Source organism: Blautia sp. AF14-40 (assembly GCF_003479665.1).
GTDB classification, from domain to species: Bacteria; Bacillota; Clostridia; order Lachnospirales; family Lachnospiraceae; genus Fusicatenibacter; species Fusicatenibacter saccharivorans.
Genome location: NZ_QUHK01000001.1, coordinates 285,247 through 308,266, shown reverse-complemented (window position 1 = coordinate 308,266; position 23,020 = coordinate 285,247). Strand labels below are relative to the sequence as shown.

Below are 23,020 nucleotides of genomic sequence, written 5' to 3'. Positions count from 1 at the left end.
TTACATGGCGCTCATCTTTATTCTTCTGTATGCGCCGATTGTCACCCTTGTGGTGCTCTCCTTTAATGCATCAAAAACGCGTGCCAAATGGGGCGGCTTTACGTTGCACTGGTACCGTTCACTGTTTGCCAATACAGAGATCATGAACGCGCTGTATACAACGTTAATCATTGCGCTTCTTGCCTCTGCGATTGCAACCATCCTTGGAACGCTTGCGTGCATCGGCATCAACAGCATGTCAAAAAAAAGCCGGACGCTTTTCATGGGTATTACGAACATCCCGATGCTGAACGGTGAGATCGTTATGGGAATCTCGCTGATGCTGCTCTTTATCATCTGCCGCATTCAGCTTGGATTCGGCACGATTCTGATGGCGCATATCACGTTCAATGTTCCTTATGTTATTTTGAGCGTTATGCCGAAATTAAAGCAGACGAACAAATCAACGTACGAGGCAGCCCTCGACCTTGGCGCTTCCCCTCTGTACGCGTTTTGGAAAGTCATCTTCCCGGACATCATGCCGGGTGTTGTTTCAGGCTTTCTGCTCTCCTTTACCATGTCCCTCGATGATTTCGTTATCACCTACTTCACCAAGGGACCGGGCGTTGATACGCTCTCCACAAAGATTTATGCCGAGGTCCGCAAGGGAATCAAGCCGGAGATGTACTCGCTCTCCACAATTCTTTTTGTCACCGTACTGCTTCTGCTGCTCCTTGTGAATGTGAATCCTTCTCCGAAGGAAGAAAAAGAGGAGGCAAAAGAGCGCGAGGCTATGGCGAAGAAGGGCATCCGTTTCCGCATCACGAAACGTGTGGTCTTCCGCCGGATTCTTCCGATCGCCATGGTGCTTGTCATCGGCGGCGGCGGTATTTACTACGGAAGCCAGAATGCTTCAGCCGGCGGCTCCCAGCAGCTGATTGTGTACAACTGGGGCGAATATATGGATTCTGATGTCATCGATATCTTTGAGGAAGAAACCGGTATCCACGTTGTTTACGAGGAGTATGAGACGAACGAAATCATGTATCCGAAGATCAAATCCGGTGCGATTTCCTACGATCTTGTCTGCCCGTCCGACTATATGATTCAGAAGATGATCCAGAACGATCTGCTGCAGCCGATCAACTTTGACCATATTCCAAACGCTTCCAACATTGGAGATATGTACTACGAGACTTCCGAGCAGTTCGACCCGGGCAATCTCTACTCGATCCCGTACTGCTGGGGAACAGTTGGTATTCTGTACAACAAAAAAATGGTAAGCGAGCCGATCGACTCCTGGTCTGTTCTGTGGGATACCAATTACCGCGACAGCATTCTGATGCAGGACAGCGTGCGCGATGCGTTTGCTGTTGCTTTAAAGGATCTGGGATACTCCTTAAACTCCACCAATATCAAGGAGCTGACGGAGGCGAAGGATCTGCTTGTGACACAAAAACCTCTCGTGCAGGCGTACGTTGTGGATCAGGTGCGTGACAAGATGATCGGAAATGAGGCGGCTATCGGCGTTATTTACTCCGGTGAAGCTATCTACACGAAGCGTGAAAACCCGGATCTGGAATACGTTGTTCCAAAAGAAGGCTCCAACGTCTGGATCGATTCCTGGTGCATTCCAAAAGATGCGCAGCATGTCGAAAACGCAGAGAAATTCCTGAATTTCCTCTGCCGGCCGGACATCGCACTGAAAAACTTTGAGTATATTACCTACTCTACGCCGAATGATGCGGCGCGTGAACTGATTGAGGATGACGATATCCGAAACAGTGAAATCGCCTTCCCGGATGAGGAAACGCTTGCACGGTGCGAAACCTTTACGTATCTTGGCGATGATGCCGATGAGGTTTACAACCAGCTGTGGCGTGAAGTAAAATCAAATTAAAGATCTGCTTTCGGACAAAAAAAGATCCCGGTCAGGAATTCTTAGGAAAGATTCCTGCCGGGATTTTTCTATTCTTACTGTTGCTCTCAAAAGTCTGTTTTAATCAAAATTGTGGTCAAAGCGCGGAGAAAGCGTTCCGTTTCCATGGAGCACTTCATCCAGCTTTACAAGCTCCTGCGGCGCCTCTGCAAGCGCTCTTTCGTACAGGTGGACAAGATTCCGTGTGCCCGCTTCGCATTCCTTCTGAGGCCTTCCAGGCATCACACGGCCGCCCATCGAATCATAGCAGCCGACCAGTTTCATCGCTCCAAGAAGAAGGCTTCTTACCGCACTGCTGCGGCAGATCGTGATTCTCGTCCAGAGCTTCATGCCCTTCAGGCATTCGACAATTTCTGTTTCCCCGATTTCCGGAAAACAGCGGTGGATGACCTTGTTGCCGTCGGTGTGCGGGCAGATCGGCGATGCCGGACGGTATACGAGCGGATCGAGGCCGTCCTCCAGCATGAAGTACTGGTCAAGGCTCGTCTCAATCTTTGCATGGGAAATTCCAGTGTGATCCACAAATTTCCCGATATACGGATGACACGTCGAATCGAGAAGGTAATGGCAGGCAAAGCCTAACAGATACGCTTCCATCGCCTCTGACGGGCTCTGCTGATACTTTTTCACCTCATCCTCGAACAGAACGGAAGCCGTCTGCTCATGCAGAAGCGTTCCGTAATCAGACACACGGTTTTTCGAGAACGGATGGTAATAAAAGAAGATATCCGGCCCGTGCAGTCCGATCAGATACAATTTTTTGTTTTCTCGAATGATCTTTTTCAAATTTGCCGGAAGCTGTTCATAGACTTCTCTTCCGAACCTGTCGTGTGCGTACGTAGTAGGCATATCGGTATCTCCCTTCTTTTTTCTCCTGCCGGATCAGACATCCAGCTTGATCTGCATTTCCTCTTCCACTTCTGCGCGGAAGTCCTCCATCTTGACCGGACTGATCTCCGGCAGATTGTCGGTGGAATCGACGCCGAAGTTCCGCAGGAATTCTTCGGTCGTGCCGAACACAATCGGGCGGCCCGGCGCGTCGAGGCGGCCAAGCTCCTGCACCAGATTGTACTCCACCAGTTTGTTGACCGCGTGATCGCTCTTGACGCCGCGGATCTTGTCGATCTCCTGCTTCGTGACCGGCTGCTTGTAGGCAATGATCGAGAGAGTCTCCATCATGACGTCGGTCAGAACCGCCTTCTTCGGCTGCATGGCGATGTTGACAAGATAATCATAATATTCCTGTTTCGTGCACATCTGATACGCATTTTCAAGCTCCACGATGTGGATGCCGCGGTCTTTCGTATTATATTTTTCCATCATATGGTTCAGAATCCTGCGGGTCGTCTCCGTGTCATGGCCGATCGCTTTTGCAATCCTTCCCAGCTCCACGGAATCTCCCATCGCAAAAAGGACTGCCTCGATGGCTGCTTCCGCCTCCTCGACCGAAGAGGGGCGTCTTGCCTCACCCAGGGCAGTTTCTTTATTCCTGTTCTGTTCTTCCATCTGTCTTGTCCTCACTGTCTGTCTCGTCTGTATACGGCACAACTACGGTGTCTTCATCCTCCAGGGATTCAATCAGGATATCCCCGAAAAGCTCCTCCTGGCTGATCCGGATTTTGCCGGTTTTCATCAGCTCCAGGATTGCAAGGAAGGTGACAATCACATGCACCTTGCCCGGCTGGGATTCCAAAAGGTCGCGGAAGCTGAAGCGGCGTTTTTTAACAGCAAACTGCTCGACATACGTCATCTTGTCCGGCAGGCTGACCTCTTCTTTTTCGATCTTTCCGAACTTGCTTCGGATCGGGTCGATCTTGTCCTCCTGGCGCTTTAAAATCATTTTATAGATCGTATGGAGCTTCGCGAGAGAAATCTGCGAGAGAAGCTCGGAGGTGTCGACCGGCGTCCTGTACTCCAGCACTTCTCTTGGAAGCGTCGGCTCCTTGTACACGGAACGGCTCGCCTCGTTCATGCGGTCACGCAGCTCGTACGACATGTACTTGTACATTTTGTACTCTAAAAGCTGCTGCACCAGCTCGGCTCTCGGGTCCTCTTCCTCGCCTTCCTCATTCACTTCTTTCGGAAGCAGCATGCGGCATTTGATATCCAGAAGCGTCGCCGCCATGACCATGAACTCGCTCATGATGTCGAGGTCTTCCCGCTCCATCTGATGAATGTATTCCAGATACTGGTCCGTAATCTCTACAATGGGGATATCGTAAATATCTATTTTGTTTTTATCGATCAGGTGAAGAAGAAGGTCCAGCGGTCCTTCAAACACCGGAAGCTTTACTGGTATCGCCATGTGCTCTGTTCTCCCTTACGTTTTCCCGATATCTGTAATAATCAATTCTCTTCTGTTCCAGATGCGGACCGGAATGGTGTGTTCGCCCGTTCCTGCACTGATGATCTGGCAGGTGCCGCCCGTCAGGAACAGCCCGCGGCAGTTTTTCGAAAAAAGGCGGAAATCCGGCGTCACAAGCCCCCGGTGCGCGCCAAGGCCCACCACGCCGCCGTGATAATGGCCGGAAAGCGTCAGATCGGCTCCATATGATGCATAGGAGCTGCGGTAGGCAGGGTGATGCGCCAGCAGAATGCCGTAGCGCGCCGGATCCGGTTTTCCAAGATGGTCCGTCAGTTCCGAAACCGGCAGCGGTCCGCGGTAAAAGCGGTTGTAATAGGTGCGGTCCATGGCATAGCCGTAGATCCGGACCGGACAGCCGCTGATGGTAAGATCCGCCGTCTCATTTTCCAGATAGCAGATTCCTGCCTTTTTCAGGCGCTCCCGGAGCTTTTCATACAGATCGCCGTACTGTTCCGGGTACAGCTTCAGACGGTATTCGTGGTTTCCGCAGCCATAGATTACCTGGTATTCCTCCGCAAGACGTTCCGCGAAACTCAGACCCGGGTCGAGGTTCTCCCCCGGCTTTGCCACAATCTGGTCCCCGCCGATGATGACAAGATCCGGAGCCGCCTCATCGATGACTGCCTTTAACACCGTGTTGTCCGGGCCAAACTCCATATTGTGAAGATCACTGATAAACGCCAGACGAAAACCGTTTCCTTCCAGAAATTTTCCATTTGACGAAAGTTTGTAATAGGTCGTTGTAAATTTTCTCATACCGTTCATTATACTTGATTTTTCGGTGTATGACAACCCGTTTTCCCTGCGGTTTATAAGCCCAGTGCCTGTTTTGCCAGCTGATCGGCTTTTTCGTTGTAGGTGACGCCGGTGTGGCCCTTTACTTTGCAGAAGCGGATCGCAACTTTGGCCGATGCCAGATCGTAAAAATTCCGGTAATCGATGGTTCCCTGTTTTTTCGCCTGCCATTCTCTCGTACACCAGCTTGCGATTCCCTGGTAATCATGATAGATGGCCAGCTCCGGAATATCATGTGTCAGGCAGTAAGCCATGGCCAGCTCTGCGCCCTTGATCTCGCCTGCTACATTCCGCATGGAGACGAGATCCGGGTCGCTGTATTCTTCTGCAAGATTCAACTCTTTTCCGTCCAGGAAGAGGACCACACCGCAGGAGAACTTTCCGAGCGCATGCTGATAGCTTCCATCCACGTATGCGACGGCGCTCCTGCCGACACCGGCGTATTCCGGGTCTTCGCATGGTTTTTCCGCCAGAATCAGGTGTTCCCAGTCCCAAGAAGAAGGATCGGGTGCTGCCGTGCTCTGTACTGCCTTTCGTTCCGGGGCAGCGAAATACGTTCCTTTTGTTTCCCGCAGCAATGGTTCCGGCATTTTACCGCCGCCCAGAAAGGCCTCTGCCTCCTCCAGACGCTCAAATCCCTTGTAAATTGCGCCAGGATAACCGTGTACCTGCGCTTTGCACGCATCCCATGTCCGGTAGATGCCCGGAACCTTTCCCTGTTTTACCGCATAGTAATTTTTCTTTGCCATGTTTTTCTCCTTTTCGCGCATGATACTCCGGCTTTATGCCGTCCCAAGAAAATATTGTTTCATCGTACATCCGAACAGATCCCACATGCCGGCTCTTGCCACGTCTGCTCCATATAAAATCGCAACGGAACCAAGTTCCTCACCGTCTGCTTTGTAAACAACTCTTCCGGCACACTCGCCTTTCTGGATAGGGGCCTGCACCTCTTCCGGCAGTTCCATCGTTTTTTCCACTTCACCGATCACCGTCCCGCCCGTCGCAAGATAGCGGAATTCTTCCGCATATTCCAGTTCTGCCGTATCCTGCTTTCCGTAAACAACCGAAAGTTCCGGCAGGGGATCGCGTTCCCGGTCTATGTAGATGCTGCAGGACGAAAACCCATACTGGAACAGTGACGCTGCATCTGCAAACCGCACCTTGTAGTCCGGTGCTCCCATCACGACTGCCAGCATCGTCAGATCATTTTTCTTCGCCACTGCCGAGACGCAGTACTTCGCCTTCGAGGTGCTTCCTGTTTTCAGTCCCACACAGCCCTCATAGCCGCGGATCAGCTTATTTGTATTGGTGAGGGTGAATGGTTTGCTTCCCTTCTGTGTGACATGCGTAATCTCTTCCATCCAGATAGAGGAATAGTTCAGGATCTGCGGAAAGCGCTCGATCAGCTCCCGAGACATTTTCGCCACATCTGCCGCTGTCGTGTAATGGCCGTCGGAATCCGTGAGGCCGCAGCAGTCCTCAAACTTCGTGTCGTTCATGCCGAGTTCTTTTGCTTTCTGGTTCATCCGGCTGACAAACTCGCTTTCTGTCCCCGCAATATGCTCTGCCATCGCTACAGATGCATCGTTTCCCGAAGCAACGACAATACACTTGATCATCGTCTCAACGGTCTGCTTTTCGCCCTCTTCCAGAAAAACCTGGGACCCGCCCATACTTCTGGCGTGCGCACTCGTCGTCACTTCGTCGGTCAGCTGGAGCGTCCCTTTTTCGAGCTCTTCAAAAATCAGCAGCAGCGTCATGATTTTTGTGATGCTCGCCGGGCTTCGCTGTTCCGACGCATTTTTCTCATACAGAACAGTTCCGGTCTGTGCCTCCATCAAAAGAACAGACGGCGAAGCCAGCCCAAGGTCCGTTGTCATCTCCGGTGCTGTCTCCTCCGTCTCTTCTGTTTTCTGTTCCGTTGTTTCGTTCTGCTGCTTGTCGGAAGATTCTCCATTCTGCTCTGCCGCAGTCACTTTCAAGGGCGCTGCAAGAAGCGCCAGGATCATCAGCAGGCTCCAGACGATATTTCGTGTTCTTCTCTTCATATTCCCTCGAAACATCTGCTCTTTCTTCCCTACAGGCTATGCAGACGACCGCAGAACTATGCTGTCTGTTCCGTTTACAGCAGCGGTGCCAGAAACTTCAGCGCACCGCGGAGTGCACGGACTGCAAAATTTTTCTTTCGGCAGTAGTCCATATTGATCTGCTCACACTGTTCAAACGTGATCAGCGCATCCTCTTTTACCTGGGCAACCGCACTGCTGCCGTACATCCAGACACCGCACTCAAAATGCAGGTACATGCTCCGGTAATCCATGTTGATCGTTCCGACCGTCGCAACTTCATCATCACAGACAAAGCTCTTGGAATGGATAAAGCCTGGCGTATACTGGTAAATCTGAACGCCGGATTCCAGCAGGATCTCGTAATTGGCCTGCGTCAGAATATAGACAATCTTCTTATCCGGGATGCCCGGCGTTACAATCCGCACATCGACTCCGCGCTTTGCCGCCATGCAGAGAGCGGTCAGCGTCTCGTTGTCCGGAATCAGATACGGGGTAAAAATATAAAGATATTTTTTCGCCTGTGAAATAATGTTCAGATAAACATGCTCGCCTACTGTCTCTCCATCCAGCGGGGAATCGCCGTACGGCTGCACAAAACCGTCTTTTTTAAACGCTTCCTCGTGATAGATTTCCGGCCGGTATGATTCGAAATCGCATTCCATACCGGTGATTGTGCTCCACATCTGCAGAAACATCACCGTAAAACTCCATACCGCCTCACCATGCAGACAGATTCCGGAATCCTTCCAGTGGCCGAACCGCTCCTTGCGGTTAATGTATTCGTCCGCAAGATTAATGCCGCCCGTGAAAGCCGTATGACCGTCGATCACGGCAATTTTCCGGTGGTCACGGTTATTTAAAATGACATTCAGCACCGGTCGGAACTGATTGAACGCCGCACACTTGATGCCCATCTGCTGCAGCGATTTATAATACTGATACGGCAGTGTCGTCACGCAGCCGAAATCATCGTAAATCAGCCGCACATCCACACCGGCGGCCGCTTTTTCCTTCAGAATCTCCAGCACCGTATCCCACAGATACCCCTCGCTGATGATGAAATATTCCATAAAAATGTAGTGTTCTGCCTTTTTGAGTTCCTCAATAAAGTGCTCAAACCATACATCTCCCAGCGGGTAATACTCTGTTTCTGTATTTTCATAAACAGGATAATGCGCATAATTGGTCAGATAGGAAGACTGCCCCGCTGCCAGGATATTTTCTTCCTCGAGCTTTTTACGCGTCTCTTCTTCCTCTCCAAGAACGCCTCCCTGCGAAAGCAGAACTGTATCGTAATGTGTACGGAATTTTCTTGCCACACTGGAATGGCCGAGAATGCCGTACAGGCAGATTCCGGTTACCGGAAGCGCCAGGATACAGACTGCCCACATCAGTTTGTAGCCGGGATTCATTTTCGGATTATTGATAATCGAAAGCACTGCAATCAGGGAAAGGATCGTGACCGCATAGTTGATGTAGACAGATTTTTCATTGAGCTGCATCACAATTCCGGCCAGCCAGCAAAATTCCAGAAGAAGTGCAACACCGATAATGACCATACGGCTGGTAAGCAGCTTCAGAATCTTTTTCACGATACGAAACAGCTTGTTTGCTATTTTGTACAAAATTCTCATTTGTCACCGCCTTGCTGTTTTGTCAAAACCTGCGACTTTAAGTTACAAGTATAAAAATCCCCGGCAAAACAGATCGCCGGGGATTTTTTGCACATTAATTATACTTACGTTTTCTGGCAGCTTCAGATTTCTTTTTACGACGAACACTTGGTTTCTCGTAATGCTCTCTTTTACGAATCTCCTGCTGAATGCCAGCTTTTGCACAGCTACGCTTAAATCTGCGTAAAGCGCTGTCCAACGTTTCGTTTTCTTTAACGATTACATTTGACATAGTCTCACACCTAACCTCCCTCCAGTTGTAGATTGTGCATAATACAACTGTATGGGTATTTTTTGCACTGTTCTTATTATACCAGAAAAATCTCGTACGTCAACAAGTTTTTTCATTTTTTTGCAAAATTTTTCCCTGCCGCCTGCCTGGCTCCTTTTTCTGCCCTGCAGGCGGCAGGATTTTGTGCTGTTTTTCCTGCTTATTGTTATGCGATCTGGCCTTCCAGTACCTCAGCAGCTTTTGCAACTGCTTCGTCGATCTTCTCCGGATTCTTTCCGCCGGCCTGTGCCATGTTCGGACGTCCACCGCCGCCGCCGCCGACAACGGCTGCCACTTCTTTGATCAGTTTTCCGGCATGTGCACCTTTCTTCATCGCATCATCGGTTACCATGGCAAGAAGGCTTACTTTACCGTCCTTTGCAGATGCCAGAACAACAACGCCGCTTCCCAGTTTTTCTTTCAGCTGGTCGCCAAGGTCACGCAGTCCGTTCATATCGACATCCGGTACGGATGCAGCGAGAAGTTTTACACCTTTGACTTCGGTTACTTTATCCATAACATCGCCGAGCGCTTCTTTTGCCAGTTTGCTCTTTAAGGACTCATTCTCTGCCTGGAGTGCTTTTGCCTCTGCCTGCAGATGAGCGATCTTCTCGAGGAGATCCGCCGGTGTTGTCTTTAAGAGAGCTGCTGCCTCATGTATTTTCTCTTCCTGTGCTTTATAATATGCAGTAACAGACGGTCCGGTCAGAGCTTCGATTCTGCGGACACCTGCTGCAACGCCTGCCTCAGAAACAAGTTTGAACAGTCCGATTTCAGCGGTATTCTTTACATGGGTACCACCGCAGAGCTCTTTGGAGAAGTCTCCCATGGAAACGACACGTACTTTGTCGCCGTATTTCTCACCGAACAGAGCCATCGCGCCGGATTTCTTTGCTTCCTCAGTATCCATGATGTCGGTTACAACCGGGATCTGCTCCTGAATCTTTTCATTTACCAGATTCTCAACTTTTTCCAGTTCTTCCGGTGTCATAGCCTGGAAGTGGGCAAAGTCGAAACGGAGTCTGGTCGGGGTTACGAGAGAACCTTTCTGCTCTACGTGTGCACCGAGAACAGTCTTTAATGCCTTCTGCAGAAGGTGTGTTGCGCTGTGGTTCTTCTCGATATTTTTTCTTGCCTCTTCGTTGACCTGAAGTGTAACTTCCTCGCCGTTTGAAATCATACCGGATTTCATGACACCGACGTGGCCGTATTTTCCGCCGCGGAGTTTGATGGTATCTTCTACTTCGAATACACCATTTGCTCCTTTGATGATACCGCAGTCGCCTTCCTGACCGCCCATGGTAGCGTAGAACGGAGTTTTCTCTACGAAAATGGTTCCCTTCTGGCCTTCCATCAGAGATTCTGCAATCTCAGTCTCTGTCGTCAGAACGGTTACTTTGGAGGTATCCTCCAGATGATCGTATCCGGTAAACTCAGTTGTTACGGACGGGTCGATCTCATCGTAAACGGTTGCATCAGCACCCATGTAGTTTGTTACTTCACGGCTCGATCTTGCACGCTCTCTCTGCTCTTCCATTGCTGCATGGAAACCGTCCTCGTCGATGCCGTAGCCCTTCTCCTCGAGGATCTCTTTGGTCAGATCCAGCGGGAATCCGTAGGTATCGTACAGTTTGAATGCATCCTGTCCGTCCAGAACTTTTTTGCCTTCGCTCTGCATTTTTTCTTCGAGCTCGGAGAGGATACGAAGTCCCTGGTCGATGGTTTTGTTGAACTGGGTCTCCTCGTTGTTCAGAACGTTGAAGATGAAATCTTTTTTCTCTTCAAGTTCCGGATATCCGTCTTTAGAGCCTTCGATTACGCTTGCGGAAAGGCGGGCAAGGAACAGTCCGTCAATGCCAAGCAGACGGCCATGACGTGCTGCACGGCGGATCAGACGGCGCAGTACGTAGCCTCTTCCTTCGTTGGTCGGCATGATTCCATCGGAAATCATGAATGTTGCGGAACGGATATGGTCTGTGATAAGGCGGATGGAAACATCGGTCTCATGATCTTTATCATACTCTTTTCCGGAGATTTCGCATACTTTGTTGCGGAGTGCCTGAATGGTGTCGACATCGAAGATGGAATCTACATCCTGTACGACAACGGCCAGACGCTCAAGTCCCATACCGGTATCAATGTTCTTCTGGATCAGGTCGGTGTAGTGGCCCTCGCCGTCGTTGTTGAACTGGCTGAATACGTTGTTCCATACTTCCATGTAACGGTCACACTCGCAGCCAACGGTACATCCCGGTTTGCCGCAGCCGTATTTTTCTCCGCGGTCATAATAAATCTCAGAACACGGACCGCACGGACCTGCACCATGCTCCCAGAAGTTGTCCTCTTTTCCAAAACGGAAAATACGGTCTGCCGGGATGCCGATCTCTTTGTTCCAGATATCAAATGCTTCATCATCGTCCTGATAGATGGATGGGTACAGACGATTCGGATCGAGCCCTACTACCTGTGTTAAAAACTCCCAGGACCATGCGATTGCTTCGTGTTTGAAATAATCACCGAAGGAAAAGTTTCCGAGCATCTCAAAGAAGGTGCCGTGACGGGCTGTTTTTCCTACATTTTCAATATCGCCGGTACGGATACATTTCTGGCATGTTGTTACTCTTCTTCTCGGCGGAATCTCTGCGCCTGTGAAGTAAGGTTTCAGCGGAGCCATACCGGAGTTGATCAGTAAAAGACTTTTATCGTTGTGTGGAATCAACGAAAAACTCTTCATAGCAAGATGTCCTTTGCTCTCGAAGAACTCAAGAAACATCTTTCGTAATTCGTTTACGCCATATTTTTCCATGACTGTTTGTCCTCCAAATAATTCAGTGTGTCCCGGAATTTCTTCCGGGAATCCATTCTTTTATAATAGCACACTTAATTATTTAACGCAAATTTTTTTGAAATTCTTCTTTCCTTTTTTCAGAACGATACCGTCCTCGCCGAAGGCTGCTTTTTCTACGGCATATTTCGGATCTGTGATTTTCTCACCGTCTACGGATACACCGCCCTGCTCTACGGCACGGCGTCCTTCGTTTCTGGTCTTTGCAAGCTCTGCTTTGACAAGAAGGGTTACGATATCGATTTTATCGTCCGTGAAATCCTCTGCAGAAATTTCACTGGTCGGCATATGCTCGGAGCTTCCGGTAGAGAATACGGCACGTGCGCCTTCCTGCGCTTTCTTTGCTTCTTCCTCGCCGTGTACCATGGAGGTCAGCTCATAGGCCAGGATCTCTTTTGCCTCGTTCAGCTTGCTTCCTTCCCAGGAATCCATCTCGTCGATCTGCTCCAGCGGCAGGAAGGTCAGCATACGGATACATTTTAAGACATCGGCATCGTCCACGTTTCTCCAGTACTGGTAGAAATCGAACGGGCTGGTCTTGTTCGGGTCAAGCCATACAGCGTTTCCTGCGGTTTTACCCATCTTCTTGCCCTGAGAGTCGGTCAGAAGGGTGATGGTCATTGCATAGGCATCTTTTCCAAGTTTACGGCGGATCAGTTCGGTTCCTCCCAGCATGTTGGACCACTGGTCATCGCCGCCGAACTGCATATTGCAGCCGTATTTCTGGAACATGTGATAGAAGTCGTAGCTCTGCATAATCATATAGTTGAACTCCAGGAAGGAAAGACCTTTTTCCATACGCTGTTTGTAGCACTCTGCACGGAGCATGTTGTTGACGCTGAAGCATGCACCTACCTCACGGAGCAGTTCTACATAGTTCAGGTTCAGCAGCCAGTCTGCGTTGTTGAGCATCATAGCTTTTCCCTCGCCGAACTCGATGAAACGCTCCATCTGACGTTTGAAGCACTCTGCGTTGTGGTCGATCTCCTCGCGGGTCAGCATTTTTCTCATATCGGTTCTTCCGGACGGGTCACCGATCATGGTGGTGCCGCCGCCGATCAGGGCGATCGGTTTGTTTCCTGCCATCTGCATCCGTTTCATCAGGGTCAGTGCCATGAAGTGACCTGCGGTCAGACTGTCTGCGGTGCAGTCGAATCCGATATAGAACGTTGCTTTTCCATTGTTTACCAGGTCTCTGATTTCATCTTCGTCGGTTACCTGTGCCAGAAGGCCTCTGGCGATCAGTTCGTCATAAATCTGCATTTTGTTTTTCTCCTTTTTTCGGTTGACTTTCGGGTATGTGTTACCGTCTGGGACCAAAGTTTTTTATACAAAAAGACTCCCGTCCTTTCCGATTCAAAGGACGAGAGCCCGTATCTCCCGTGTTACCACCTTACTTCACAGCTGTCTCACGGCAGCTGCCTTTGTCGGTATCCAAAACCTCTGAATACCCTGACGCTGTAACGTTCGTCTCTTACGTCGCAGCCTACTAAAAACGTGCATCATAGTTCTTCTGCCGCCCGTTTTATTCGGTGCGCAACTCCGGGATGTATTCGAATCGTACAGAACCTGCATGCGCCTCTCATCTGCCGGCTGCTTTCTGTCCGCGTTTTTGTACGTCTACTTGTTCCCTTCCAAGCCTTTTTCCATGTTCCATAGTATAAACGGTGATTCGAAATCTGTCAAGACTTCTGCTTTCCGTTTTTTCATCTATTTTTAATATCCGCGGTCCTGATCCATCATATACAGGAGTGCGTTGCAGATGCACGCCGCGATATTGCTGCCGCCTTTTCGTCCGCGTGCCACGATATACGGGATATTGGTCTGCATAATCAGTTCTTTGGACTGTACCACATTGACAAAGCCGACCGGAACTCCGATGATCAGCGCCGGTTTTATTTTTCCTTCCCCGATCAGTTCATAGAGGCGGACCAGTGCCGTCGGCGCATTTCCAACCGCAATAATCAGCTTTTTATCCAGCTCCGCTGCTTTTTCCATGCAGGCTGCCGCGCGGGTGCTTCCGGTTTCTTTTGCTCTTGCCGCAACATCTTCGTCTGACATAAAGCAGAGCGCTTCACCGCCGTGGCGCGCAAGCACCTTTTTGTTGATGCCGGATCTTGCCATCTGCGTATCCGTCACAATGCAGGCTCCCTCCCGGATCGCCTCGATGCCTTTTGCCACCGCATGCTCCGAAAAGCAGAGATTATCCGCATAATCAAAATCCGCACTTGTGTGGATACACCGCTTTACAACCAGTTCCTGATCCTCTGGAAACGTTCTTCCGTTTAATTCTTCCGTGATAATTTCAAAGCTTCTCTTTTCAATCTCGTGCGGGCTTACCTGCTCCAGTTCTATCTTCATCTTTATGCCCCTTCTTCCAGAATTTGATAAATCTTCTTCATGTCGAGATGCTCGCGCAGCGCATCTGCGAGAATATCGTACTGTGTCTCTTTGAATGTCTGGTAATCGACACCGTGAATCTGCTCCATGGCAATTCCCTTATTCTTTGCAAGTGCTTCCACGATCCGTTCGGCAACTTCTTCTTTGTCGAAAATGCCGTGCACATACGTACCGTACACATTTCCTTTCTGTGCACCGTCCAGCTTATCCGAATCAGCACGGTTCTGATCATCGATGAACGTGAATGCTTCTGTTTCTTCTTTCCGCACCGTTTCTCCCATATGGATTTCATAGCCCTCAATCCGGGTTCCCTCGATCCCGGCAAGAACGCCTTCTGTTTTTCCAAAAGCGCCCTCCGCGCGGGTTCTCGTCTTCTCACCGGCAAATACGGTATCCATCGGCAGGAGTCCCATTCCTTTGATCGTTCCGCCGGCTTCGACATGCAGCGGATCGCTCAGCGTATCTCCGAGCATCTGGAAGCCGCCGCAGACACCGAAAATTACTTTTCCGGCCGCAGCCGCCTTCAGTACGGCCGCTTCCAGACCATTCTGACGCATCCAGAGCAGATCCTCCATCGTGTTTTTCGTTCCCGGAAGCAGAATCATATCCGGATTTTTCAGTTCGGAGACAGAGCTTACGTAGCGGAGTGATACGCCTTCGATCCGCTCGAACGGGTTGAAATCGGTGAAGTTTGAAATACGCGGGAGACGGATGACCGCAAGGTCAATGAGACCGATCTCCTCTTTTCTGGTGAATCGCTCGGTCAGACTGTCCTCGTCTTCCACTTCGATGTGGAGATACGGCGCCACGCCGACCACCGGGATGTGTGTTTTTTCTTCCAGCATCACAACGCCCGGGTCCAGGATGGTTTTGTCCCCGCGGAATTTGTTGATAATCAGACCCTTGATGCGGTCGCGCTCATCCGGCTCTAAAAGCTCTACGGTACCGTAAAGCTGAGCAAAAACGCCGCCGCGGTCAATATCTCCGACGAGGAGCACCGGTGCATCCACAAGCTTTGCCATTCCCATATTGACGATATCATCGGCTTTCAGGTTGATCTCCGCCGGACTTCCGGCTCCCTCGATCACAATGATATCATACTGTTCTTCCAGTGCATGGTACGCTTTCATGATGTCCGGGATCAGCTCTTTTTTGTGGGAAAAATATTCCCGCGCACTCATGTTTCCCAGTACCTCACCGTTTACAATCACCTGCGAACCGGTGTCATTCGTCGGCTTTAACAGAATCGGGTTCATCAAAACGGACGGTTCGATCCCGGCCGCTTCCGCCTGCATGACCTGTGCACGTCCCATCTCAAGGCCTTCTCTCGTAATAAACGAATTCAGCGCCATATTCTGTGATTTGAACGGCGCCACACGGTATCCGTCCTGATGGAAAATCCGGCATAAGCCCGCCGCAAGCAGACTCTTTCCCGCATTTGACATCGTTCCCTGTATCATAATTACTTTCGCCATCGTTTTTCCTCCTAAAACCACTGCAGAATCTGTGAAACGGCTTCTGTCAGAATCTGGTTTTCTTCATGTGTGCGTACGGCTGCACGGTAATATCCGTCGGCAAGGCCCGAGTAGTTGGAACAGTCGCGGATCAGAATGCCGCCTTTTTCCAGCCGTGCGGCAAGTCCTTTCGGTCCCTCAAAGAACAAATAATTTGCACAGGAATCCCATACGGTAAGACCTGCTTTTTCCAGTTCTGCTTTCATCCAGGCGCGTTCTTTTCCGATCAGTTCCCGTGCTTCTTTGACGTAAGCATCCTCGTTCAGGGCGGCAAGGCCTGCCATCTGCGCCGGAATCGAAACATTCCACGACTGCATGCTGCGGCTGATCCGATCCAGCAGATCCTCGTCGCTGCAGAGCAGATAGCCAAGACGCAGGCCCGGCATTGCGTAAATCTTTGTGAACGCACGCAGAATCAGCAGATTCGGATATTCGTCCAGTTTTCCCTGCATCGTCACTTTTTCCGGCTCCGGCAGAAATTCTATGAAACACTCATCCAGCACCAGATAGATGTTACGCTCCCGGCAGTTATCCAGGATCTTTAAAAGAAGTTCCTGCGGAATCGTAAGGCCGGTTGGATTATTTGGATTACATAAAAAAACAAGATCCAGATCGTCGGTCAGATCATCGCAGAAATCGTCCTGTAAAAGAAAGCCTTTTTCCTTTTGCAGCAGATACATACGGATAAAACACCCTGCCGCTGAAAGCGCTGCTTCATACTCTGCAAATCCCGGCGCTGCAATCAGCGCTTTTTTCGGGCGGAGAGCCTGTGTCAGGGCAAAAATAAGCTCCGCGGCGCCGTTTGCAAACAGGATATTTTCTTCTGGAAGCTGCTCCTTTTCCGACAGTGCCCGGGTCAGGTCCCGGCACAGTGCGTCAGGATACTGTTCCACCGATTCCGCGCTCTTTCTCACCGCCTCTTTCACACTTTCCGGAGCTCCAAGAGGATTGACATTCACAGAAAAATCGACTCTGCATTTTTTCGTGTAAATGTCTCCTCCATGTGGATTTTGTCTCATACCATATGCCTTCCTTTCTCTTTTCCGTTGTGTTTCTATCTTCTCTTTTTACAGAAATAAAAAGAGCGCGCGGATTCCCGCAAAGAACACCAGTCCGAGGAACGAGGTCAGATACATCAGATGATTTGCTCTTTTGATATCTTCCGCCTCGACCGGGCGGATATCATCGCCGATCGTTGGTTTCTTTACGACTTTGCCGAAATACACGGCATCTCCGGCAAGCTGTACTTCCAGCGCCCCTGCCATAACTGCTTCTGTCTGCGCAGAATTTGGGCTGGCGTGGCAGTAACGGTCGCGTTTGTAAATTTTTTCTGCATTTTTCCAGTTCATGCGCTCGCATGCAGACGCAAGAATCATCAGCCATGCGCTGATTCTCGCCGGTATGTAATTGACGACATCGTCCAGCTTTGCCGCACACCGTCCAAAATACAGATATTTGTCATTTTTGTATCCCACCATGGAATCCATGGTATTGATGGACTTATACAGAAAGCCCAATGCCGGTCCGCCGAGGGCAAGAAAGAGGAGCGGTGCAATGACACCGTCCGACGTATTCTCCGCGATCGTTTCCACGGCAGCTTTCGTCACTCCTGTTTCCGAAAGATTTTCCGTATCACGTCCTACGATCATGGAAACCGCATAGCGCGCCCCCGGAAGATCGTTTTCTTTTAATTTCTGATAGACCTTCATGCTCTCATCCTTCAGGCATTTCGTTGCCGGAATCTGCCAGCACCAGAGAACCTCCAGAAGGAAGCCGATGACCGGATGAATTTTAAATGCCGCAAAGAGCAGCAGTGCCGGAACACCGTATCCCGCCAGACAGACGAGGATCACGAGAAAAACTCCTCCGGCAAGCTCTCCCTTTGGCGTTTTCGGAAATACCTTCCGCAGCCATTTTTCCAGCAGGGCAATGAGATTTCCGATCACACGGATCGGATGGTACAAAAAGGAGGGATCTCCAAGCAGCAGGTCCAATCCATAGCCCACAATCAGGGCTGCTAATGCTGTTTTCATCTTGTTTTCTCCTGTTCTTTCCGGTAAGAGACACACTGCTCCAGAAATTCCAGTGCGAGGTGCGGACTTGCCATATAGTAAAGATGCGGGAATCCCGCCATCATCCGTTTTGTCGCATGAATGCATTCCCAGTTCCGCTTCCGCAGCGGTTTTGCCGCATGCCATGCACTTCCGCAGTCTGTGCTGTCAAAGTAATGGAACTCATGGCCGCGCACCGGATTTCCGCCGTTCCGAAAGGTATCTTTCGTGTTTGGCGTGAGGGTGATATAGCCGAATCTTCCCAGCTTTTTTGTCCGGTAAACATTTCCCGGAACAGCCTGTACCATAGGATACACATTTCCATCCATATCCTCCATGGATTCTGACAGGTACATATAACCGCCGCATTCTGCAAGAACCGGCATTCCCTGACGGATGTTATCGCGGATCTTCGTTCTCATGGTCTGGTTTTCCGAAAGCTCTTCTGCGTGCAGCTCCGGGTAGCCGCCGCAGAACAGAAATCCGTCTGTATTCTTTGGCGGCTCCGCATCGGAAAGCGGCGAAAAATATTCGATTTTGGCTCCAAGTGACGCGAGAAGCTCCAGATTATCCCGATAAAAGAAACAAAATGCTTCATCCTTTGCAACGGCAAGAATCGGCTTCGCAGCACGCACCTTGGCGGCTGCTTCGCTTTCTGTCACCTTACGCAGGACTTCCGGCATTTTTCCCGAGAGCTCTTCTGCCCCTTCTGCAATCGCAAGAATTTTTTCAAAATCCAGTGTCTTCTGCAGTGTTTCTGCAAGCAGATTGACCTGCTCCTGCAGATTTTCCACCTCATCCGGCATCACAAGGCCGAGGTGGCGGCTTTCTAAGTGGCATTCCTTCAGTTCCGGCACAAAGCCGACACAGAAAATGCCAAGTTCTTTTTCCGCCATCGGCGCGATCTCCCGGTACAGCATCTCTGACATCCGGTTAAAGATTACACCGGCGATCCGGCTGTCCTCTTTGTACTGCAGGTATCCCTTGATAAAGGCAAGCGCTGAAACGCTCATGCCTTTGGCATCGACAACCAGAAGAACCGGCGTTTTTGTCATACCGGCGAGATCGTAGGCGCTGCCTTTGGTAGAAATTCCGCCAAGACCGTCGTAATACCCCATAACGCCTTCCAATACGGAAATGTCATGACCCGCTGCATGTTTGCAGAACAGATACTGTGTTGTTTCTTCCTCTGTGAAAAACGGATCCAGATTACACGACGGGGCGCCGATTACCTGTTCGTGAAACATCGGATCGATATAATCCGGGCCGCATTTAAACGCTGCGGGCTGCTTTCCCATCTGCTGCAGTGCACGGAGCAGTCCGCAGGTGATCATCGTTTTCCCGCTTCCGCTCCTTCCTGCTGCCAGCATGATTCTTGGTGCTTTCATTCTTTGGCACCTCCCTGGGCTGTAAAGATATAAACCGGATTCTGGGCAATCATCAGATGGCTTCTTCCGGCCTTTTTCGCATTGGAAGCCTGCAGGCAGACGATTTCCGGCTCTTCAAACGCAAGTTTTTTGAAACACGATGCTGCCTCCGCTAATGTTTCCACGGTTACTGTATTTAATACCACACGGATGTTCGGATTCTTCCGCAGGAGCAGTTCCAGAATCTCTTTTAAGTTTCCGGCAGACCCGCCGATAAATGCATGCGTCGGAACCGGGAGTGCTTCGAGTGCTTCCGGTGCAGTTCCCTCAATAATTTCCAGATGATCCACTGCAAATTTCTTTTTATTTTCCTGCAGAAGTGCAACGGCTGCCGGATTTTTTTCTATCGCATATACCTTTCCCTGTGCTGCACGAAGCGCCATCTCAATCGAAACAGAACCTGTGCCCGATCCAATATCATAGACAACAGAATTCAAAGAAAGCTGCAGATGAGAAAGAGACGCATTGCGCACTTCCCGCTTGGTCATCGGTACTTTGTCACGCAGAAATACTTCATCTGCCATGCCGGCTGTAAACTCTGGTTCCGGATTCGGGTTTTCAAACAGAAGAACCGCAAGCGGAGCAAACTCCATTTTAGCAAGTTCGAATGGGGTTCCTGTCACAATCTGTTCTTCCGGATACGACAGATCCGTTCCCACATGCAGCACAATCTGCTCCCAGCCGTACGAACTTAACGTCTGGCAGATTTCCCTGACACTGCCCTTTCCGCCGGCGATCGCCAGAGTTTTCCGGTTTCGGCGGACCGTCTCCAGAAAGTTGCAGTGCTGTCCGTGCAGGCTCACAAATGCTGCATCCTCCCAGGACACTCCGATTTTGGCACAGAAATAAACCAGCGAAGAAATTCCCGGCTCTACACGGACAGAAAAATCCGCATCTTCCGCAAGGACGGCCTGAAGTTTCTTTGCTCCGCTGTAAAAGCCGACATCACCCGACTGCAGAAGAACAATCTTTTCATATTCCGGGTGCGCCTTCAGATACTCGTAAATCTTTTCCGGGCTGTATTCTGCAAGCATTGGCTTCTGATATTTTTCTACTGCTTTTGTCATGCGTCCCGCACCGATCAGCACATCCGCCTGCTCACACGCGTCTACGAGCGCCAGCGTCATCTGTGCTTCTGCACCAGGTCCGATTCCGGCGATCACGACGTCCCGTTTCACGGACAGATCAAATTTTTCAACGAGATACCGCTTGACCTCGTCCTCCGAGAGTCCTTCTTCCTCTTTCGGACGGCCGATCAGAACGACACGGACACCGGCCTTTTTTGCTGCCTCAATTTTTTCTTCAAAGCCGCCGTTTCTTCCGGATTCCTTCGTTACCATCCATTCGGCATGGAACGACTGCAGCATTGCAACGTTCATGTCCATAGAAAACGGTCCCTGCATGCCTATGGTATGTGCGGCATCAAATCCAAGTTCCGCGCAGGATGCAATTACGCCTGGCAACGGCAGCACCCGGGCATACACACGGTTTTTATAATCCGGAAGCTCTGCAAATTTTGCGAGTTCCTTGCTTCCTGTTGTCACCAGAATCTTTCCCTCTGTGCCCGCCAGATACGATACCGCTTCTTCTGTCGTATCGACCATGACGCAGGATGGATCTGCCGCAAGCGACGGCCGCAGCAGCCGAAGATACGTTTTTCCTGCTTTTTCACATGCAGACCGGATATTTTCCGACACAAGATCGGCATACGGATGGGTTGCATCGATAACCATTTCCGGCTGTTCTTCGCCAAAAAGCTGTTCCATCTCTTCTTCTGTCAGTCTTCCGCTTCGAACCGTCAGGGCACCGCCCTCCTCGATCCGGCACTTGCCGTATTCTGTCGCCGTACAGGCAAGGGATGCAATCTCATATTTCTTCAGAAAACTGCAGATTTCCCGGCCTTCCGTCGTTCCGGCAAAGACGATTACTTTATTCATAGCGATATCCCCTCGGCGTTACCATGTGATCCCGGATTTCCTTTGTCTGACTGTTTCCGATAAATACCGTCGTAAACATATCCACTTTTGTATTGCGAAGTTCTGCAAGCGTCATGGTCCGGCTCGTCTCCCCGTCTCTTCCGATCTGGCTTACGATTCCGCAGACGGTTTCCGGCGCTTTGTAACGAAGCATCAGATCACACGCTTTTTCCAGATAATCCGCTCTCTTATGGCTTCCCGGGTTATAAAGACAGATGACAAAATCCGCTTCCGATGCCAGCAGAAGACGTTTTTCAATTTTCTCCCACGGTGTCAGAAGATCGCTCAGGCTGATCAGGGCGAAATCGTGGATCAACGGTGCACCAAGAACGGCAGCGCCTCCCGTTGCGGCGGTCACGCCTGGAATTACCTTAATTTCAATATCAGGCCATTCTTCCGAAAGCTCATACATCAGACCTGCCATACCGTAAACGCCGGCATCTCCGCTGCAGATCATAGCAACCTGTTTTCCCTCTGCCGCAGTTTCAAATGCTAGACGGCAGCGCTCCACCTCTTTCCGCATCGGCGTCGTCAGAAATTCTTTTCCTGCAAAATGTTCTTTTACCAGATCCACATAGACGGTATAGCCGATGATCACATCGCAGTTCCGCAGCGCATCCGCCGCCTCGATCGTCATTTTTTCATATGCTCCGGGGCCGATGCCCACGACAAAAATTGTACTCAAAATACTGCCCTCCAGTCCGCCGCAGCCAGTGCAACTGTTACACCGTCCGCTGCCTTTTTTTTCTTTATCAGTCTGCCGCCGGCAAGAACTGCGCTGCGCTCACAGACATTGTCAATTCCTGTAATCTTCTTCACAAACGGAGACGGCGTAAATTCCCCCTCCGCCGTTTCCAGTTCTTCTGCAGAAAAGGTCCGGTACTGCCAGCCATACTTTTCCACCAGCTGCAGAATTCCCGGCTCCTGCGCTTTCAGATCAATACTTGCCGCCTGTCGAACTGCTTTTGGAGAAATCCCGGCCGCCGCAAGTGCCGCAAGAACCTTTTCTTCAATCCGGCCGGCCGGTGTATTCTTCTTACAGCCGATGCCGACGGTGATCACCTTCGGGATCAGGTGAAGTGTTCTCTCATATGGCGAATCCTCTTCCGATGTGGTAATGCAGATTCCCATCGACGGTTTTGCCGCCTCTTCCGGGATCAGTTCCTCCGGTTTTGTTCCCTCCACCGGAAAACGGCTGCAGAATCCAACCGTTTTTCCGTCCACCAGAAGCGCCGCTGTCTCTTTTGCCAGCTCCATCTCACAAATTTCACAATGATTTTTTACAGCAAAGACATCGACCGCAAACTTGTGATTGACATCCGTTGCCGTTGTAATGACCGGAACCGCATCCGTTACAGCTGCAACTTCTTCCGTCAGCTCGTTTGCTCCGCCGATATGGCCGGAAAGTAATGAAATCACAAACTTTCCCTGTTCATCCATACACAGAACCGCCGGATCTGTCTTTTTACTTTTCACGTACGGTGCAATACTGCGCACCGCAATCCCGCACGCTCCGATAAACAAAATCGCATCCATTTTCTGAAACATGCGCTCTGTCCATGCAGGAAGCGACGGTGCAATCGCAGGAATTCCCGCTTCTTTCCCGTACTTTTCCAGTGCATATCCTTCACAGCTGTGTTTTTTCAGTGCCGCACAGAGTTTTTGATTCCAGACGCATCCGTTTCTTGTAAAACTTGCTATGGCTATTTTCAT

General features: G+C 50.4%; 19 protein-coding genes. 1 reads left to right on the top strand and 18 read right to left on the bottom strand.

All coding sequences use genetic code 11. The features are described from left to right. Positions 1-4 precede the first annotated feature (4 nt). A complete protein-coding gene (locus DWW13_RS01465; RefSeq protein WP_179964625.1) occupies positions 5-1,879 on the top strand; it encodes an extracellular solute-binding protein in 1,875 nt (624 codons plus the stop codon). A gap of 99 nt (positions 1,880-1,978) precedes the next feature. On the opposite strand, the gene DWW13_RS01460 is transcribed toward DWW13_RS01465, so the two are convergent. From DWW13_RS01460 to DWW13_RS01375, 18 genes are all read right to left on the bottom strand, one after another. Then, entirely contained in the window at positions 1,979-2,767 is a 789-nt protein-coding gene (locus tag DWW13_RS01460; RefSeq protein WP_055226396.1) for a zinc dependent phospholipase C family protein, read from the bottom strand. Positions 2,768-2,800: 33 nt separating this feature from the next. Next, the gene (gene scpB / locus DWW13_RS01455) at positions 2,801-3,424 is read right to left on the bottom strand and encodes an SMC-Scp complex subunit ScpB (protein WP_055226398.1); all 624 of its coding nucleotides are present in this window, start codon (positions 3,422-3,424) and stop codon (positions 2,801-2,803) included. After that, positions 3,402-4,223 carry a segregation and condensation protein A gene (locus DWW13_RS01450; protein ID WP_022462320.1) on the bottom strand — a complete coding sequence of 274 codons (822 nt, stop codon included), beginning with the start codon at positions 4,221-4,223 and terminating at the stop codon, positions 3,402-3,404. The genes scpB and DWW13_RS01450 overlap by 23 nt, the downstream gene beginning before the upstream one ends. 15 nt (positions 4,224-4,238) lie before the next feature. Continuing rightward, a complete protein-coding gene (locus DWW13_RS01445; RefSeq protein ID WP_070103705.1) occupies positions 4,239-5,039 on the bottom strand; it encodes a metallophosphoesterase in 801 nt (266 codons plus the stop codon). 53 nt (positions 5,040-5,092) lie between these two features. After that, on the bottom strand, positions 5,093-5,827 hold the full coding sequence (locus DWW13_RS01440; protein WP_022462318.1) for a ribonuclease H1 domain-containing protein: 735 nt from the start codon (positions 5,825-5,827) through the stop codon (positions 5,093-5,095). A 33-nt stretch (positions 5,828-5,860) separates the two neighbouring features. After that, positions 5,861-7,144: a D-alanyl-D-alanine carboxypeptidase family protein gene (locus DWW13_RS01435; protein WP_226906861.1), complete on the bottom strand. Its 1,284-nt coding sequence runs from the start codon at positions 7,142-7,144 to the stop codon at positions 5,861-5,863. A 59-nt stretch (positions 7,145-7,203) separates the two neighbouring features. Continuing rightward, complete coding sequence (cls, locus tag DWW13_RS01430) at positions 7,204-8,784, bottom strand: cardiolipin synthase (RefSeq protein WP_117760330.1); 1,581 nt, start codon at positions 8,782-8,784, stop codon at positions 7,204-7,206. Between the two features lie 94 nt (positions 8,785-8,878). After that, the gene (gene rpsU, locus DWW13_RS01425) at positions 8,879-9,055 is read right to left on the bottom strand and encodes a 30S ribosomal protein S21 (RefSeq protein ID WP_004222305.1); all 177 of its coding nucleotides are present in this window, start codon (positions 9,053-9,055) and stop codon (positions 8,879-8,881) included. A gap of 205 nt (positions 9,056-9,260) precedes the next feature. Continuing rightward, positions 9,261-11,900 (bottom strand): alanine--tRNA ligase, encoded by a 2,640-nt coding sequence (gene alaS / locus DWW13_RS01420; RefSeq protein WP_118719012.1) that lies wholly within the window; start codon positions 11,898-11,900, stop codon positions 9,261-9,263. Positions 11,901-11,978: 78 nt separating this feature from the next. Next, entirely contained in the window at positions 11,979-13,202 is a 1,224-nt protein-coding gene (gene tyrS / locus DWW13_RS01415) for a tyrosine--tRNA ligase (protein ID WP_055218066.1), read from the bottom strand. Between the two features lie 453 nt (positions 13,203-13,655). Next, the gene (locus DWW13_RS01410; RefSeq protein WP_055218068.1) at positions 13,656-14,300 is read right to left on the bottom strand and encodes a precorrin-8X methylmutase; all 645 of its coding nucleotides are present in this window, start codon (positions 14,298-14,300) and stop codon (positions 13,656-13,658) included. A gap of 2 nt (positions 14,301-14,302) precedes the next feature. Beyond that, the gene (locus DWW13_RS01405) at positions 14,303-15,814 is read right to left on the bottom strand and encodes a cobyric acid synthase (RefSeq protein ID WP_117760332.1); all 1,512 of its coding nucleotides are present in this window, start codon (positions 15,812-15,814) and stop codon (positions 14,303-14,305) included. Positions 15,815-15,825: 11 nt separating this feature from the next. After that, positions 15,826-16,872, bottom strand: coding sequence for a threonine-phosphate decarboxylase CobD (gene cobD / locus DWW13_RS01400; protein WP_117760333.1), 1,047 nt, complete (start codon positions 16,870-16,872; stop codon positions 15,826-15,828). 48 nt (positions 16,873-16,920) lie between these two features. Then, positions 16,921-17,886, bottom strand: coding sequence for an adenosylcobinamide-phosphate synthase CbiB (gene cbiB, locus DWW13_RS01395; RefSeq protein ID WP_118719010.1), 966 nt, complete (start codon positions 17,884-17,886; stop codon positions 16,921-16,923). Continuing rightward, positions 17,883-19,292: a cobyrinate a,c-diamide synthase gene (locus tag DWW13_RS01390; RefSeq protein WP_117760335.1), complete on the bottom strand. Its 1,410-nt coding sequence runs from the start codon at positions 19,290-19,292 to the stop codon at positions 17,883-17,885. Before DWW13_RS01390 ends, cbiB begins: the two co-directional genes overlap by 4 nt. Next, a complete protein-coding gene (gene cobK, locus DWW13_RS01385) occupies positions 19,289-21,268 on the bottom strand; it encodes a precorrin-6A reductase (RefSeq protein WP_117760336.1) in 1,980 nt (659 codons plus the stop codon). The genes DWW13_RS01390 and cobK overlap by 4 nt, the downstream gene beginning before the upstream one ends. Continuing rightward, the gene (gene cobJ / locus DWW13_RS01380) at positions 21,261-21,992 is read right to left on the bottom strand and encodes a precorrin-3B C(17)-methyltransferase (protein ID WP_022462307.1); all 732 of its coding nucleotides are present in this window, start codon (positions 21,990-21,992) and stop codon (positions 21,261-21,263) included. Before cobJ ends, cobK begins: the two co-directional genes overlap by 8 nt. Continuing rightward, positions 21,989-23,020 (bottom strand): cobalt-precorrin 5A hydrolase, encoded by a 1,032-nt coding sequence (locus DWW13_RS01375; RefSeq protein WP_118719008.1) that lies wholly within the window; start codon positions 23,018-23,020, stop codon positions 21,989-21,991. Before DWW13_RS01375 ends, cobJ begins: the two co-directional genes overlap by 4 nt.

Coding starts and splice junctions, on each gene's coding strand:
- alaS (WP_118719012.1), bottom strand. CDS start 11,900: ATGGAAAAATATGGCGTAAACGAATTACGAAAGATGTTTCTTGAGTTC.
- DWW13_RS01375 (WP_118719008.1), bottom strand. CDS start 23,020: ATGAAAATAGCCATAGCAAGTTTTACAAGAAACGGATGCGTCTGGAAT.
- cbiB (WP_118719010.1), bottom strand. CDS start 17,886: ATGAAAACAGCATTAGCAGCCCTGATTGTGGGCTATGGATTGGACCTG.
- cobD (WP_117760333.1), bottom strand. CDS start 16,872: ATGAGACAAAATCCACATGGAGGAGACATTTACACGAAAAAATGCAGA.
- DWW13_RS01390 (WP_117760335.1), bottom strand. CDS start 19,292: ATGAAAGCACCAAGAATCATGCTGGCAGCAGGAAGGAGCGGAAGCGGG.
- DWW13_RS01405 (WP_117760332.1), bottom strand. CDS start 15,814: ATGGCGAAAGTAATTATGATACAGGGAACGATGTCAAATGCGGGAAAG.
- rpsU (WP_004222305.1), bottom strand. CDS start 9,055: ATGTCAAATGTAATCGTTAAAGAAAACGAAACGTTGGACAGCGCTTTA.
- cls (WP_117760330.1), bottom strand. CDS start 8,784: ATGAGAATTTTGTACAAAATAGCAAACAAGCTGTTTCGTATCGTGAAA.
- DWW13_RS01435 (WP_226906861.1), bottom strand. CDS start 7,144: ATGTTTCGAGGGAATATGAAGAGAAGAACACGAAATATCGTCTGGAGC.
- DWW13_RS01460 (WP_055226396.1), bottom strand. CDS start 2,767: ATGCCTACTACGTACGCACACGACAGGTTCGGAAGAGAAGTCTATGAA.
- DWW13_RS01410 (WP_055218068.1), bottom strand. CDS start 14,300: ATGAAGATAGAACTGGAGCAGGTAAGCCCGCACGAGATTGAAAAGAGA.
- tyrS (WP_055218066.1), bottom strand. CDS start 13,202: ATGCAGATTTATGACGAACTGATCGCCAGAGGCCTTCTGGCACAGGTA.
- DWW13_RS01450 (WP_022462320.1), bottom strand. CDS start 4,223: ATGGCGATACCAGTAAAGCTTCCGGTGTTTGAAGGACCGCTGGACCTT.
- cobK (WP_117760336.1), bottom strand. CDS start 21,268: ATGAATAAAGTAATCGTCTTTGCCGGAACGACGGAAGGCCGGGAAATC.
- scpB (WP_055226398.1), bottom strand. CDS start 3,424: ATGGAAGAACAGAACAGGAATAAAGAAACTGCCCTGGGTGAGGCAAGA.
- DWW13_RS01440 (WP_022462318.1), bottom strand. CDS start 5,827: ATGGCAAAGAAAAATTACTATGCGGTAAAACAGGGAAAGGTTCCGGGC.
- DWW13_RS01465 (WP_179964625.1), top strand. CDS start 5: ATGGCGCTCATCTTTATTCTTCTGTATGCGCCGATTGTCACCCTTGTG.
- DWW13_RS01445 (WP_070103705.1), bottom strand. CDS start 5,039: ATGAGAAAATTTACAACGACCTATTACAAACTTTCGTCAAATGGAAAA.